Genomic DNA, 14,898 nt, shown 5'->3' with positions numbered 1-14,898 from the left:
CTAGTGGTTGATAATATTTGAAATCCCTTTTAGGGGAATAACTGCCCATCTTGGACGGGAATTGAGTTCATAACCTAGCTCATAAACTGCTTTCTCAAGCAACGCATACTTTAATAAAAAGATGCGTTCTTGTTGATATCCAATATTAATATTAGCATCTTTTATGAGTTGAACGTATGTCCCTAAAAAGACATTTTTTAAGTAACGGTATAAAACCTCACCTGCTTCAAAAAGTTGTTCTTGGCTATGTTTATACGTATCAATATTATTGAATATTGTCGCATAGATTGCATAGTGAAAAGACCTAAACAATCCAGCAACATCCTTTAATGGGGGTTGTTTTACTTTTCGGTCTTGAATGGTACTTTCCGGCTCTCCTTCAAAATCGATAATATAAAAATCATCATCTTTTACCAATACCTGACCCAAATGGTAATCACCATGTACACGAAGACGTTCGCCTCTTAACTGAGTCCAGTCAAAATTCACAAAACGCTTTCGCACTTCGTTTTTCTTTTCTAAAAATTCCTCAGCTAATTCTAAAGCCAATCCATCTAATTTGTGAAGATTATTTTCTACTGAATTCAACCGGTTTTGAAATTGATACAACAATCTATTCTTTAACCAAACCGTATAATCACCGTTAAAGCGCGTCGGCTCGAATGCTGTATCTTCAAATTCGGATCCTAAGGCTATGTGCATTTCTGCGGTACGTTCTGCCAATTTTTGGACTTTGATAAACAGATTTAAACCAACCCAATCTATAATTTGTGGTGGAATATCGGATATGCTCAAGCGGTGAAATCTTTTAGAAATAGGAAGGCCTTGTATATCGATAGATTTTTGCTCTAAATTTAAAAACACCTTATGTATCTCTTTGAGAAAGTAATCAAAAGCATCACCATCATTAGGCACTAATTCTTGCATTAACCCAATGGTAATATTGACGCCCTCATGATCCTTAATTTGAATGCTACCTAAATAGCCCGGAACATTTTTAAAGCCCTTTCGTTCTGAAAGAAAACGACTCATTTCATAATCGGGATTACGATCGGGATAAATGCGTCTGAAAAATTTTAAAACACAAGTATCATTGTAAATTATGGATGTATTGCTTTGCTCCAATCCCATAAAACGAGAGGACTCGTAATCCGTATCCTCAAAAAGATGGCTTTTGTAATACTGAACACGCGTCGTATCGTTTGGTACTGCTGTTCTAATGCGCTCATAAACAACACGACGAAACGCTTCTAGATTAATGGCGTCAATTATGAAACCCTCATGGTTTTGTATGCTGATGGGTAGGATTCTATCGTCTTTTGCAAAATTTTCGTCCGTGACAAAAGCGATTGGTAAAAAATAATTTTGAAAAAATGCTTCATAGAAATTTACTTCCAAAATTAGCCCATAGTAAACTTCTTCTTTATTCTGAATTCTAAAATATTCGGATAATTCAATGTATTTTAATTTACTGCTCTTACCGCCATACCAGCGCTGTCTGACGATGTAATCTTCCAAAACCTCTGATAAAAAGATTTTTACAAAATCTTTATTTTCCATGAGTTCTTCCCAAGGCACATCAAAATTAAACGGTGCTTGCTGAAGTTTGGTTGTTTTGGTTGGTTGCTTAGCCATCTACTATTTATTTATCTTAAAGATATGAAATGGTAAAGTGGGATGCAACTCTACAAAGTTCCATTCGTTATACCAATTATAGCTGCTTTCTGTAACTAAATCGCTTACAGTAATTTGATGACCTTGATGCACACCTAATTCACTCAGGGGCAGTTGTACCGTACCTTGTTGCACATAATGGTGATCTAAACTCACAATAATTAAAAGTTCATCGGTCTTAGCATCATTCCATTTGTAGAACGCCATTAGGTTATCGTTTTCGATATGACAGAATCTAATATTATTGGTCTGCTGAAGTGCTTCATGCTGATGACGGATATGATTCACTCTTGAAATTATAGTCGTCAGCTTGTTTTGAATAAACCAATCATAATGCTTTACCTCAAATTTTTCAGACATGTAATATTCTTCTTTACCTGGAATCGCCTCATCAATCATTTGTTCAAATACAGGTCCGTAAATCCCTATATTTGAGCTTAATGTAGCTGCTAAAACATAGCGTTGAATATATTTTGACTCATTAGAAGCTTGTAGATGATATGGGTTGATATCTGGAGTATTCGGCCAAAAATTTGGACGCATATATTCCCGCTGGTCGGTCTGCGTCAATTCTGTCATATATTCAGTGAGCTCGTACTTTGTATTTCTCCAGGTAAAATAAGTATAAGACTGTGTATATCCTTGTTTGGCCAACTGTTGCATGACCTTGGGTTTTGTAAAGGCTTCTGATAAGAACAACACGTCAGGATGTTTCTTTTTCACTTCAGAAATAGCCCAATTCCAGAAATAATAAGGTTTTGTATGTGGGTTATCTACTCTAAATATATGAATACCACATTCTTCAATCCAGTAAAGTAAGATGTCCAAACACTCTTTCCAAAGATTCTTGTAGTCTTTACCTTCCCAATAAATCGGTAAAATATCTTGGTATTTCTTAGGTGGATTTTCGGCGTATTGCACCGTTCCATCTGGTCGCCATTTAAACCAGTCTGGATGGTCAGTAACCCAAGGATGGTCTGGCGCAGCCTGCAAGGCATAATCCATGGCCACCTCTAAATTAAGATCTTTAGCTTTTTGAACGAGCGCCTTAAAATCTTCAACAGTTCCTAATTGTGGATGTATATCTTTATGCCCACCATGTTTAGACCCAATGCCCCAAGCCGACCCCGAATCACCTTCCTTAGCATCCGTAGTATTGTTTCTACCTTTTCTATTGACTTCACCTATAGGGTGCACGGGAGGAAAATAAAGCGTGTCAAACCCCATATCTACGACGCGTTGCAATAAACGTTCACAATCCTTAAATGTGCCATGCTCGCCTGGTACTTCTGAAGACGATCTAGGAAAAAACTCGTACCAAGTACTAAACAGCGCTTTCTTGCGATCCACATAAACCTGCAATTCTTTAGATTCGTTTGCCAAATGTTTTTCAGGATACTTTACAAAAATATCGTGTAGCTCTGAACTAACAGCTTCTTTGATTGCCTCATCATACTTAGTTTCATCCCCAAAAGCATGGATGCAGAATTCAAGATATTGCTGCTCTTCTTTTGTCGCTTTCTTTACTAAGGGCTTTAAGTATGTAATACCCTCTAGAAGTTCGGATTTAACATGCTGATCGTCATCAATTTTGCGCTCTATTCCATGCTGCCAATTTAAGGCATGATCTACCCAACCTTGAACTTTGTAACTGTAAAAGCCTTGTTTTTCTACTGTAAATGCAGCTTTCCATTCGTCATTAACGACATGGTACATTCGGGCTTCATTCCATTTTTTAGCATTTTCATGCTTGAACAAAACGGAAGCCGCAATAACATCGTGTCCATCTACGACCACATGTGCATCAACATTTACAACTTCGTTTACAATTCGTTTTATGAAAAACTCTCCGCAGTTAATTTGAGGTTTCACTGCGTCAATAACTACTCGCTTTTGGTTATACATAGTTTCGGTTGATTGTTAATTACAGCACGAAAGTACTATAGAATATTGACATATAAAAAGAGGATATGACCAGCCCAGGTACTACAACGTTTGAATTGGATAACTATTTAAAAAACAACTAAAAATACCTACTGAATAATGGTTTTTGAAGGAATTATAGCGTCCTTTTTCACCACGACTATGCCATCTTTTACCAAATAACTATCCGTCTCAACATCCTTAAGATGTTTACCCCCATTTATTCGAACGTCATCCCCAATTCTGCAATTTTTATCTAGAATGACATTTTTTATAAAACACCGCTCCCCTATTCCCATAAAAATACTAATCTTATGTTTCTCAACTTCTTCTAGGGACTCATAGTGATCATTACCCATCATATAGCAATTTATCACTGTAGATTCAGCGCCAATTCTAGAGCGTATTCCGATAACAGAACGCTCAATTTTAGCCGCATGGATTAAGCATCCCTCAGAGATGACGGTTCTGTCTAATAAGGTGCCGGAAATTTTTGATGTAGGTAAAATTCTGGCATTTGTATAAATACGTTGTGTATTATCATAAAGGTTAAACTTTGGGATTTCGTCCGTCAAGCCTAAATTGGCTTCAAAGAAAGAATCAATATTCCCTATATCCGTCCAATAGCCTTCAAACTGATAGCTTAGTGTTTTATGCTTCTCTATGGCATCGGGAATGATCTCCTTACCGAAATCGACCTTATTGGGTTCTTCCATAAGTTCCACCAGCAAATCCCGATTAAAGATATATATACCCATGGACGCTAAATAATGCCTCCCTTCGCGCTTCATGTCATCACTAACAGGAGAGGTCCATTCTGGCAGCAAAGAGGCATCCGGTTTTTCTATAAAAGACTTTATAATACTGTTATCGTCTGTTTTTAGAATTCCAAACGCCGTAGCGTCTTTTGCATTTACGGGTTGCGTCGCTATAGATATTTCAGCACCGCTTTTTTCATGGGCTTCTATCATTTCGTTAAAATCCATTTGATACAACTGATCCCCTGAGAGGATGAGCACATACTCAAAATCGTGTTGCAATAAATGGTGCATACTTTGACGTACAGCGTCAGCCGTCCCTTGAAACCACTTGTCGCTGTTTATGGTTTGTTCTGCAGCCAGGACATCGACAAAAGCCGAACTAAAAAAGCTAAAATGATAGGTGTTTTTTATATGCCTGTTTAAGGATGCCGAATTAAACTGTGTCAACACATACATACGTTTTACGTCCGAGTTAATACAGTTGGATATGGGTATATCCACTAATCTATATTTACCGGCAATAGGCACGGCAGGCTTTGATCGATTTTCAGTTAAAGGGTAAAGCCTCGATCCTTGACCGCCCCCGAGAATAATGCTAATTACTTTTTGATTAATCATTGCATCTATGTTAACGATTTATAAATATCTACGGTTTGTTTTGCTATGGCTCTCCAATCAAAAAAGTCCTCAACGCGTCGTCTTCCATTTTTAGCCATTTTATCTCTTAATACCTTATCCGATGTCAGTGTATTGATACCATTGGCCAAATCTCTCGAAAATTGATCCGGATTTACGGGTTCGAAAGGTGCAGACGACTGCTGCTCGAGCTGAACTAGCAATCCGGTTTCACCTTCAACCACCACTTCTTTTATGCCTCCAACGGCACTTGCCACTACAGCGGTCTCACAAGCCATGGCTTCTATATTGATAATTCCAAAAGGCTCGTAAATCGACGGACAACAAAATATATCGGCATGCGAGTACAATTGAATCACATCTTTTTTATCCAGCATTTTGTCAATCCAGAAGATATTATCCCTATGCTTTGAAGCCTCAGCCACAGCGGTTTCCATTTCTTTGGCAATCTCTTTAGTATCAGGTGCCCCAGCACATAGAACGATTTGCGTTTCGGCATCTATATATTTTATGGCATTCACCAAATGAATAATTCCCTTCTGTCTTGTAATTCTCCCAACAAAGAGCACATAGGGCTTGGATTGGTCTATACCATAGGTCTCTAAAACATCGGTTTCATCAACAACGACGTATTCTTTTAAATCTATGCCATTATAGACCACTTTGACCTTATCTTCATCGACATCGAAATGCTTCAACACATCGTCCTTGGTTTCCTCCGAAACCGCAATTAGACAGTCTGCCATTTCAATTGCTGTTTTTTCCAACCAAGAAGACGCATCGTAACCTCGCCCTAGCTGTTCGCGCTTCCAAGGTCTTAATGGCTCCAAGGAATGTGTTGTTACAACCAATGGCGTACCATAGCATAATTTGGCCATTATTCCGGCGAAATGCGAATACCAAGTATGGCAATGCACAACATCTGCATCGATAGCATCAGCATTCATATGCAGGCCTGTGCTTAAGGTTTTAAATACGGACTTTAACCTCTCATCACTGTTTGCAAATAGTCCATCAATAAATGGATATCCCTTTACGCTTACTTGGTCACCTTGAATATCCTGATCTCCAAAAGCTCTAACTTCGACCTTTATAAGCTCGGCTAATTCTTTAGCTAAATATTCAACATGTACACCTGCACCACCATAGACATAGGGCGGGAATTCTCTTGTAAGAAATAATACTTTCATGGACTCCTGTTTAGGAAGAAAATTACTTTAACAAATCAAACTGTAAAATAACGAAATAATGTGATTTTACCAGCTATAAAAGCAAATTACTTAACAAAAACATAAACTTTAACGATTTCGTAATTTCCGATGGTTGCTAACGACAAAACAATCAGTCAAAAATTTGTAATTTTACCATATGAAAAAGATTTTAGCATTTGCATTTGCGGCAGTACTATTTAGTTGCAATAGTACCGCTCAAAAAAAAGACACCAACAAAAAAGAATCCTATCCAATTACAAAAACCGAAGCCGAATGGAAAGATCAGCTTTCGGAAGAGCAGTATTACATTTTGCGCAGGGCTGGAACTGAAAGAGCTTTTACCGGAGAATACTGGAACAATAAGAAAAAAGGAATCTATTATTCTGCTGCAACTGGTCAGCCTCTATTTAGCTCTGAGCACAAGTTTAAATCGGGTACGGGTTGGCCTAGTTTTTATAAACCAATTGACGAAAATGCTGTCGAAGAATTGGTTGATAGAAGTCATGGCATGGTTAGAACTGAAGTCGTCGATAGCGGAAGTGGTTCACATCTAGGGCATGTATTTAATGATGGTCCAGAACCAACAGGATTAAGGTATTGCATGAACTCTGCTTCTTTACTATTTGTTGCTGATGGCGAGGAATTGCCTGAAATCGTAAAAGAATGGAGTGAAAAATATGGGAACTAAATCAATATCATAAGCTGATATAAATTTAAAGTTTGTTCCTTAAGGGAATAAGACACCGTCTTTTTTAACGAAATAGTGCTATAAATTCAAACTATAATAGCGTATAGTTTTTATGAATTTATAGCACTATTTTTAGTTATAATTTTAAGTTTATGGAAAACTCTTATCTAACTAGTGCGATCAAACAATTTAGCTACTACAAGAGCCTCGGTGACAAAACCATCGGACAATTAACATACGAGGATTTAAAAAAGGAATTTGCTGAAGATTCTAACTCAGTTGCAATCATAGTCAAACACATGGTCGGGAACATGTTAAGCCGCTGGACCAACTTTCTAACTGAAGATGGTGAAAAAGAATGGCGGTATCGCGATGATGAGTTTGTGGATACTCTTAATTCAAAAGACGCTATCATTAATTCTTGGGAGAAGGGATGGAATTGCCTATTCAACGCTATTAGGCCACTTTCTACAAGTGATTTAGAAAGGGTTATTTACATAAGAAATCAAGGCCATACGGTAACAGAAGCCATCAATAGACAGATGATGCACTATGCCTATCATACGGGGCAAATTGTATTCTTAGGGAAGATCATAAAAGGAAAAGATTGGCAATCGCTCTCCATTCCGAAGGGCAAATCAAAAGCTTATAATTCGGAAAAGTTTTCTAAGGATAGAGCGAAAAGACACTTTACGGATGACCTCTAGAATTAACTTGTGATAAGCCATTGGAATAAGTACCGTCCGTTGGCTTAGATTTCAATTCCGAGGCTTCTTTATTGTGTTTGGAATTTGTTACTTTTGTACTCTCAAAAATTCAACTAAAAAACTTACGCATGAGTAAATACGATATTATTGTATTAGGAAGCGGTCCTGGTGGTTATGTTACAGCTATTAGAGCTTCCCAATTAGGATTTAAAACTGCTATTGTCGAAAAAGAAAGTCTAGGTGGTGTTTGTTTAAATTGGGGCTGTATCCCAACTAAAGCACTTTTAAAATCCGCTCAAGTTTTTGAATACCTCAAGCATGCTGAGGATTATGGCTTGAAGGTTAAAGATGCTGAACATGATTTTGATGCTGTTGTAAAACGAAGTCGAGGTGTTGCAGATGGTATGAGTAATGGCGTGAAGTTCTTAATGAAAAAGAATAAGATCGATGTTATAGAAGGCTATGGAAAGGTAAAACCAGGCAAAAAAGTTGAGGTCGATGGTAAGGATTATGAAGCAGATCATATCATTATTGCTACTGGAGCACGTTCTCGCGAGTTACCGAGTTTACCTCAAGACGGTAAAAAGGTTATTGGTTACAGACAGGCAATGACTTTAGACAAACAACCAAAGAAAATGATTGTTGTGGGGTCTGGCGCCATTGGTGTTGAATTTGCCTATTTCTACAACTCCATGGGAACCGAAGTCACCATTGTCGAGTACATGCCAAAAATTGTTCCTGTTGAGGATGACGAAGTATCAAAGCAACTCGAACGTAGTTTCAAGAAATCGGGCATAAAAATTATGACCTCGGCAGAAGTGACTTCTGTAGATACCTCTGGTAAAGGTGTCAAAGCAACTGTAAAAACCAAAAAAGGAGAAGAGGTTTTAGAAGCCGATATTGTATTATCTGCGGTTGGTATTAAATCAAATATCGAAAATATTGGGCTTGAAGACGTTGGTATTGCAGTGGACAGGGATAAAATCTTGGTCAACGATTACTACCAGACCAACATTCCTGGTTATTATGCCATAGGAGATGTGACACCAGGTCAGGCTTTGGCTCACGTAGCCTCAGCAGAAGGTATACTATGTGTTGAAAAAATAGCTGGGCATCATGTTGAAGCCCTAGATTATGGCAATGTTCCTGGTTGTACTTATTGCTCGCCAGAAGTGGCTAGTGTTGGTTTAACTGAAGCCCAAGCCAAAGAACAAGGCTATGATATTAAAGTTGGTAAGTTCCCGTTCTCTGCGTCAGGTAAAGCCAGTGCAGGTGGAAACAAAGAAGGCTTTGTAAAAGTTATTTTTGACGCTAAGTACGGCGAATGGCTAGGTTGCCATATGATTGGTGCTGGTGTTACTGATATGATAGCAGAGGCCGTGCTAGGTCGTAAACTAGAAACTACAGGTCATGAAGTCTTAAAAGCTGTTCATCCACATCCAACGATGAGTGAAGCCGTTATGGAAGCTGTTGCAGATGCTTATGATGAAGTTATTCATTTATAAATTATTTAAAAAATTAGACCGTTAGATATTAAAATGCGATTCAAATGAATCGCATTTTTTTTAGAACTTATAGCCTAATCCTATATTAAATGAGCGCCTTTTTCCATAAATTGACTCGACATTAACACCTTGAAAAATCGGGAATTGGTCGGTTAAACCTAGAATATAACGCATATCAGCAAACCAATGTGAATTAATGTTGTATTGTACACCAAAAAGTAAGGATGCTCCCCAACGTTTGTTTCTAGACTCTTCATTTAACGTTTTTTGTTCGAAAGAAAAGTCTAGCTGTGGTCCTGAAAAGATTTCAAACTTATCAGCAATCCTATATTTTAATAATAATGGAAGTTGCAAGGTCGAAGATCCTGAATAATTGTAATTTATTTCTATTTGAAGCGCCAATTTTTCTGATAGCGACCGTTCAAGAAATAAGCCACCATAATAGCCGTGTCCACTTGGATTTTGACCAGTAGAATTTATAGTATAATTGTTATACCCTATTCTTACTCCAAAATCATAAGTTTTTGATTTAGCTTCTGTAACTTCTTGTGCTAGTCCATTAGAAATAGAAAATAGTACGACTACTGAAAATAAAAAGTTTTTCATAATTGATTGGTGTTAGAATTAATATTGACAAACCTAACTATGTCAAATGTTAATTAGTACCAATCAAATCATAATCAAACCGAAAAAAAAGGTTAATTGTGTGTGAAAAAGGCCTGATATTTTATGATAAAAATAACGTGCAGTTTACAACCTATAGCCCAAACCAAGAAATAGTACGTTAGGAGAGAGTTCTTCAAAACCAATAGTATATTTCATGTGCATATCCAAATTGGTAGTAAAATTATAAGCCAAACTCATATCTACCCGCACCTTGAATTTATTTGAAAAAAAGTCAAAAAAGTAGTTCAGACTAGGGCCTACAAGAATATGGAAGTCTTTATTGATATCGTATTCCAAATAAATAGGAGCATTTAAAAATTGAAAATCCCTGATATGAATGTAAAGCAATTCTGGCTGAAGATGTAGTTTATCTTCGAACTTCATATCAAGAAAAACGCCACCATAATAACCGATTTCTTCACTTGGATTCGTTCCAAAGTCACCTTCAACCACTTTAAAAAAGGTAATATTTAGGCCTCCTTTTATACCAAAATCAGTTTGAGCATATATATGACTAAATGCAATGACAAAAATGAAAAGTAAAACCGCTTTTTTCATCCTATTTAATAAAGCTTTCTATTGCTAGGTCGTAACTCTTAAGTCCAAAACCAAGGATGACTCCTTTAGCATTTGGTGATATAAAAGATTGATGTCTAAACTCTTCCCTAGAAAAGGTATTGGAAATATGTACCTCTACTACAGGCGTTTCAACAGCTTTTACAGCATCGCCTATACCAACGGAAGTATGCGTATAAGCGGCCGCATTAAGGATGATTCCATCATAGTTAAAGCCTGTTTCTTGTATCTTATCTATAAGCTCCCCTTCGATATTAGATTGATAATAATCTATTCGTACATTACTATACTTTGATTGCAATACTAGGAGGTAATCTTCAAATGTTTGGCTGCCGTAGATCTCTGGTTCGCGCTTACCCAATAAATTGAGATTTGGGCCATTAATAATGATAAGTCGCTTCATAAAGTAAAGATATTAAAATATGTGTATAAAAAAACCGAAGCTATTAACTTCGGTTTTTTTAATTCAATTATGGAATTCTTCTAGTTGAAGAAAATATTAAATCCGATGTTAACACCAAAAACATTGAAGTCTCCATCACCTGCATCTTCGTTTAATCCAATACCATAACGGATACCTGGTTCAATACTCACATTGTCTGCTACAAACCATGCATAACCTGCTTGTAAACCTACCCATAGAGGAGATACGTCATTTCCTGACGAACCATTAACATCGACTCCAACAGGGAATTGGCTCGCCACATAATACTTAGCACCTAATTTCCAGTTAAATGTACCATCAATGCCATCGATACCAAGATCTGAGTATCCAAGACCAGCTTTAACGGCTAAGTCGTCAATTACAAAGTAGCCTGCTTCACCTCCAACAGACCAAGCTGTAGTACCATCAATAGATCTTAATGAAAAACCTGTATTGGACGTAGAAGATTCACCAAAGCCAGTATTGATTTCGACCAACCAAGTACCTTCTGAAGTTTGGCCACCTTCATCATCCTGTGCATTTAAGTTTGTAAATCCGAACACTGCAACTGCAGCCATAAGTAATAATTTTTTCATTTGTTTCAAGTTTATTTAAAATTTAATTTGGACGGCAAATCTAAGTCATGAATTATTAACTCATATATACAATTATGTTAAATTTTTTGACTTTTTATCGATTAACAAACATTATTAATCGACAAAATGCAAAAATAAGCCCTACTTTACCTATTAAATCAAAGGCTATTGAGAACTATAAAGGCTTTAATATTATGGAGAAAAAAACCGAAGCAAGTTGCTTCGGTTTTACTTTTAAATGGATTGTATTAGGGCCCTAGTCGAGACCGAACTCTACCCCAGCACTAATGATATCCCAAGAACCACCGTCCACGCTTACGCCTCGGTAAGCTGCAACGATATCTATAGCTTCAGAAACACTGTACTGAACTCTTGGTGAATAGTAAAAACCACCGTCATTACCATCATTGATACCAATAGCATAACCAAGATCCGCACCTAAAGTGAAATCTGGAGCCACCTCAAAACGACCAGAAGCCGCCACAGGAATAAACTGTACATCGTCTATTTCTACTGTAACACCTAGAATTTCGATTTCATCACCAAATGAATGTGAATAACCAGTGGTAACACCAGCATCGAATTTGTCAGAGACTTCGAATAAATATCCTAAATCCACGGCAATAGCAAAAGTTGCCGCATCACCAGCATCCCCGATTGGAAGTCCTCCACTAAGTCCTGCTCTAAATTGTCCTTGTGCACTTACCGATGCAAATGCTAATACTGCAAACGCAGCGAAAATTAATTTTCTCATAATCTTTTAAGTTTTAAAATTGATTAATACAAACTAAAGTCTTTTTTTTGAAATAATAAAGTTTCTAGGCCCAGTTATTAACAATTTTGTAAACATTTTTTTATAAAGTATTGATAAATAGTATTTTAAACATATGGTTATTAACAATTTTTTATGAAAATCGCATAGATTGTGTAGTCATTTTAGTACATTTGAGTACATTTAGTACACCTAAAGTATGAATTGGTCGCAAGCCATAACAGATTATCAACACTATCTAAAAATTGAACGTGGACTCTCCAAAAACTCAATAGAAAACTATAGTTATGATATTAAAAAGCTCATAAAGCATCTCGAAGCACATAACATCAGTTGTTCACCCATTAGTATTGACAACGACATTATAAAACAATTCATTTATAAGATCTCAACCACCATAAAACCTCGATCTCAAGGTCGATTGATTTCTGGCCTGAGGAATTTCTTTGATTATCTGGTCTTTGAGAATTACCGAGAGTCCAATCCTATGGATTTAATCGAATCCCCGAAAATTGGAAGAAAGCTTCCCGATACCCTATCGGTTAGCGATATTGACTTATTAATCAATAACATCAACCTCAAATACGAGTACAATGGAATCAATTTAGGGGAACGCAATAGAGCCATTATAGAGACCTTATATAGTTGTGGCTTGCGTGTCAGTGAGCTTATTGAATTAAAGCTTTCCGATTTGTTTTTTGAAGAAGGGTTTATAAAAGTCACTGGAAAAGGGAATAAACAACGTTTTGTGCCCATTGGAGACACTACCCAAGGCTATATCCAAACTTGGAGAGGGTATAGAAATGATATTGCTATTGAAGCCAACTCAAAGGATATCTTATTCTTAAACTATAAGGGAAAAAAGCTTACGAGAGCAATGATTTTTACCATTATAAGACAACTGGTTGAAAAATCCGGTCTCAAAAAGACTGTGTCTCCGCATACCTTTAGGCATTCTTTTGCCACCCATTTATTGGAAAATGGAGCGGACTTAAGAGCCATTCAGATGATGTTGGGCCATGAAAGTATTACGACCACGGAAGTTTATATGCATGTCGATCGGTCTTACTTAAGCGATGTACTCAACAAATTCCATCCGAGAAAATAAAAAGGGCATTTTAAAAAAAATACCCCCTTTACAACACTTGAGTTAGTTATCTTTATTTCGCAATATTCACTGCTCTTGTTTCTCTAATTACCGTAACTTTTACTTGCCCTGGATAGGTCATATCCGTCTGAATCTTTTGGGATATTTCAAAAGAAAGGCTGGCTGCCCTATCATCAGAAACTTTTTCGCTTTCTACAATTACACGGAGTTCTCTACCCGCTTGAATCGCATAGGCTTTCTTAACACCGTTAAACCCAAACGCAACATCTTCTAAATCCTTAAGACGTTGTATATAGGAATCTAGAACTTGACGCCTCGCCCCTGGTCGCGCTCCGGAAATGGCATCACAAACTTGTACAATAGGTGATAACAAGGTGGTCATTTCTATTTCGTCGTGGTGTGCACCGATAGCGTTGCAGACTTCTGCTTTTTCACCGTGCTTTTCTGCCCACTGCATTCCAAGAATAGCATGTGGTGTTTCTACATCGGCTTCCGAAGATGGCACCTTACCTATATCGTGTAATAGACCGGCACGCTTCGCCAATTTTGGATTTAGCCCAAGTTCTGCCGCCATGACCCCACAGAGTTTAGCAACTTCTCGGGAGTGCTGCAGTAGGTTTTGTCCGTAGGACGAGCGGTACTTCATTCTTCCTACCATCTTAATTAATTCTGGATGCAAGCCATGAATGCCAAGATCGATAACCGTGCGTTTTCCGACTTCAATAATCTCCTGTTCTATTTGTTTTGTTGTTTTCCTTACCACTTCTTCAATTCGAGCAGGATGTATTCTTCCGTCCGTGACCAATCTATGCAGTGATAGACGTGCTATTTCTCGTCTCACCGAATCAAAACAAGATAAAATAATGGCTTCGGGTGTATCATCAACAATAATTTCTACACCAGTAGCAGCTTCAATGGCTCGTATATTACGACCTTCTCTACCAATAATTCTACCTTTAACATCATCGGATTCGATATTAAAGACCGATACGCAATTATCTATGGCCTCTTCAGTGCCTATACGCTGTATGGTATTTATGATGATTTTCTTTGCTTCTTGTTGTGCCGTTAACTTAGCTTCTTCTAGCCGGTCTTGAACAAAAGCCATAGCATCAGTTTTTGCTTCTTCCTTAAGCGATTCTACCAATTGCTCTTTGGCTTCTTCTGCAGACAATTGAGATATGACCTCCAGTTGTTTTATTTGACTCTTGTGGGCTTTTTCGACCTCCACCTTTTTCTTGTCTAAAAACTCCAGTCTAAAATTATAATCCTTTATTTTATCTTCTAGGGATTGACTGGACTTTTTGGCCTTAGATAATTCATTAGAAATTTGAGATTCTTTGTCTCTAATACGTTTTTCGGCTTCGGCCATTTTCTTGTCCCGAGATAAAATGACTTTTTCGTGCTCCGCCTTAAGCTCTATAAACTTTTCCTTGGCCTGAAGAATTTTATCCTTTTTTAGCGCTTCAGCATCTACTTTTGCTTGTTTCAGTATAGATTTTGATTCACTCTCTGCATTGGAGATGAGTTTTGATACTTTCCCTTTCTCAAGAGACTTGGCTATGATATAGCCGAGTATTAGTCCTAATACTACCCCCCCAACAATATATAAAATTGTGTTAGTGTCCATTATAGTTATTTAGTTTAGTAT

The 14,898-nt window shown here is 37.3% G+C and carries 14 protein-coding genes; 4 read left to right on the top strand and 10 right to left on the bottom strand.

The features are described from left to right. The 4 genes from ACO052_RS13370 to glgA all read right to left on the bottom strand — a co-directional run bounded on the left by ACO052_RS13370 (position 1) and on the right by glgA (position 6,184). The gene (locus ACO052_RS13370; protein ID WP_422104278.1) at positions 1-1,635 is read right to left on the bottom strand and encodes a trehalose synthase; all 1,635 of its coding nucleotides are present in this window, start codon (positions 1,633-1,635) and stop codon (positions 1-3) included. Positions 1,636-1,638: 3 nt separating this feature from the next. Continuing rightward, positions 1,639-3,579, bottom strand: a complete 1,941-nt coding sequence (locus ACO052_RS13365) for an alpha-1,4-glucan--maltose-1-phosphate maltosyltransferase (protein WP_422104277.1) — start codon at positions 3,577-3,579, stop codon at positions 1,639-1,641. A gap of 128 nt (positions 3,580-3,707) precedes the next feature. Further along, a complete protein-coding gene (locus ACO052_RS13360) occupies positions 3,708-4,976 on the bottom strand; it encodes a glucose-1-phosphate adenylyltransferase (RefSeq protein ID WP_422104276.1) in 1,269 nt (422 codons plus the stop codon). A gap of 5 nt (positions 4,977-4,981) precedes the next feature. Further along, positions 4,982-6,184 (bottom strand): glycogen synthase, encoded by a 1,203-nt coding sequence (gene glgA, locus ACO052_RS13355; RefSeq protein ID WP_422104275.1) that lies wholly within the window; start codon positions 6,182-6,184, stop codon positions 4,982-4,984. Positions 6,185-6,362: 178 nt separating this feature from the next. Here glgA and msrB point away from each other — a divergent pair, with 178 nt between their 5' ends. The 3 genes from msrB (at position 6,363) to lpdA (ending at position 9,105) form a co-directional block, all read left to right on the top strand. Next, positions 6,363-6,893 carry a peptide-methionine (R)-S-oxide reductase MsrB gene (gene msrB, locus ACO052_RS13350; RefSeq protein ID WP_422104274.1) on the top strand — a complete coding sequence of 177 codons (531 nt, stop codon included), beginning with the start codon at positions 6,363-6,365 and terminating at the stop codon, positions 6,891-6,893. 152 nt (positions 6,894-7,045) lie between these two features. Beyond that, positions 7,046-7,600: a DUF1572 family protein gene (locus ACO052_RS13345; protein WP_422104273.1), complete on the top strand. Its 555-nt coding sequence runs from the start codon at positions 7,046-7,048 to the stop codon at positions 7,598-7,600. A gap of 128 nt (positions 7,601-7,728) precedes the next feature. Continuing rightward, a complete protein-coding gene (lpdA, locus tag ACO052_RS13340; RefSeq protein WP_422104272.1) occupies positions 7,729-9,105 on the top strand; it encodes a dihydrolipoyl dehydrogenase in 1,377 nt (458 codons plus the stop codon). A gap of 60 nt (positions 9,106-9,165) precedes the next feature. On the opposite strand, the gene ACO052_RS13335 is transcribed toward lpdA, so the two are convergent. The 5 genes from ACO052_RS13335 to ACO052_RS13315 all read right to left on the bottom strand — a co-directional run bounded on the left by ACO052_RS13335 (position 9,166) and on the right by ACO052_RS13315 (position 12,121). After that, the gene (locus tag ACO052_RS13335; protein WP_422104271.1) at positions 9,166-9,711 is read right to left on the bottom strand and encodes a porin family protein; all 546 of its coding nucleotides are present in this window, start codon (positions 9,709-9,711) and stop codon (positions 9,166-9,168) included. A gap of 144 nt (positions 9,712-9,855) precedes the next feature. After that, on the bottom strand, positions 9,856-10,329 hold the full coding sequence (locus tag ACO052_RS13330; protein ID WP_422104270.1) for an outer membrane beta-barrel protein: 474 nt from the start codon (positions 10,327-10,329) through the stop codon (positions 9,856-9,858). A 1-nt stretch (position 10,330) separates the two neighbouring features. Beyond that, on the bottom strand, positions 10,331-10,750 hold the full coding sequence (gene aroQ / locus ACO052_RS13325) for a type II 3-dehydroquinate dehydratase (RefSeq protein WP_422104269.1): 420 nt from the start codon (positions 10,748-10,750) through the stop codon (positions 10,331-10,333). 80 nt (positions 10,751-10,830) lie between these two features. Then, complete coding sequence (locus tag ACO052_RS13320; protein ID WP_422104268.1) at positions 10,831-11,367, bottom strand: hypothetical protein; 537 nt, start codon at positions 11,365-11,367, stop codon at positions 10,831-10,833. Positions 11,368-11,623: 256 nt separating this feature from the next. Next, complete coding sequence (locus ACO052_RS13315; RefSeq protein ID WP_422104267.1) at positions 11,624-12,121, bottom strand: outer membrane beta-barrel protein; 498 nt, start codon at positions 12,119-12,121, stop codon at positions 11,624-11,626. A 217-nt stretch (positions 12,122-12,338) separates the two neighbouring features. On the opposite strand from ACO052_RS13315, the gene ACO052_RS13310 reads away from it, so the two are divergent. Then, positions 12,339-13,247, top strand: a complete 909-nt coding sequence (locus ACO052_RS13310; protein ID WP_422104266.1) for a site-specific tyrosine recombinase — start codon at positions 12,339-12,341, stop codon at positions 13,245-13,247. A 52-nt stretch (positions 13,248-13,299) separates the two neighbouring features. Here the strand turns inward: ACO052_RS13310 and rny are convergent, their stop codons facing one another. Further along, positions 13,300-14,877: a ribonuclease Y gene (gene rny, locus ACO052_RS13305; RefSeq protein ID WP_422104265.1), complete on the bottom strand. Its 1,578-nt coding sequence runs from the start codon at positions 14,875-14,877 to the stop codon at positions 13,300-13,302. Between the last annotated feature and the right edge of the window lie 21 nt (positions 14,878-14,898).

The organism is Winogradskyella sp., from assembly GCF_965228925.1.
Classification (GTDB): domain Bacteria; phylum Bacteroidota; class Bacteroidia; order Flavobacteriales; family Flavobacteriaceae; genus Winogradskyella.
This window is presented reverse-complemented; position numbering and strand designations above follow the sequence as displayed.

Excerpts from the sequence above, each read along its gene's own strand:
- ACO052_RS13370 (WP_422104278.1), bottom strand. The coding sequence starts at position 1,635 with ATGGCTAAGCAACCAACCAAAACAACCAAACTTCAGCAAGCACCGTTT.
- ACO052_RS13365 (WP_422104277.1), bottom strand. The coding sequence starts at position 3,579 with ATGTATAACCAAAAGCGAGTAGTTATTGACGCAGTGAAACCTCAAATT.
- ACO052_RS13360 (WP_422104276.1), bottom strand. The coding sequence starts at position 4,976 with ATGATTAATCAAAAAGTAATTAGCATTATTCTCGGGGGCGGTCAAGGA.
- glgA (WP_422104275.1), bottom strand. The coding sequence starts at position 6,184 with ATGAAAGTATTATTTCTTACAAGAGAATTCCCGCCCTATGTCTATGGT.
- msrB (WP_422104274.1), top strand. The coding sequence starts at position 6,363 with ATGAAAAAGATTTTAGCATTTGCATTTGCGGCAGTACTATTTAGTTGC.
- ACO052_RS13345 (WP_422104273.1), top strand. The coding sequence starts at position 7,046 with ATGGAAAACTCTTATCTAACTAGTGCGATCAAACAATTTAGCTACTAC.
- lpdA (WP_422104272.1), top strand. The coding sequence starts at position 7,729 with ATGAGTAAATACGATATTATTGTATTAGGAAGCGGTCCTGGTGGTTAT.
- ACO052_RS13335 (WP_422104271.1), bottom strand. The coding sequence starts at position 9,711 with ATGAAAAACTTTTTATTTTCAGTAGTCGTACTATTTTCTATTTCTAAT.
- ACO052_RS13330 (WP_422104270.1), bottom strand. The coding sequence starts at position 10,329 with ATGAAAAAAGCGGTTTTACTTTTCATTTTTGTCATTGCATTTAGTCAT.
- aroQ (WP_422104269.1), bottom strand. The coding sequence starts at position 10,750 with ATGAAGCGACTTATCATTATTAATGGCCCAAATCTCAATTTATTGGGT.
- ACO052_RS13320 (WP_422104268.1), bottom strand. The coding sequence starts at position 11,367 with ATGAAAAAATTATTACTTATGGCTGCAGTTGCAGTGTTCGGATTTACA.
- ACO052_RS13315 (WP_422104267.1), bottom strand. The coding sequence starts at position 12,121 with ATGAGAAAATTAATTTTCGCTGCGTTTGCAGTATTAGCATTTGCATCG.
- ACO052_RS13310 (WP_422104266.1), top strand. The coding sequence starts at position 12,339 with ATGAATTGGTCGCAAGCCATAACAGATTATCAACACTATCTAAAAATT.
- rny (WP_422104265.1), bottom strand. The coding sequence starts at position 14,877 with ATGGACACTAACACAATTTTATATATTGTTGGGGGGGTAGTATTAGGA.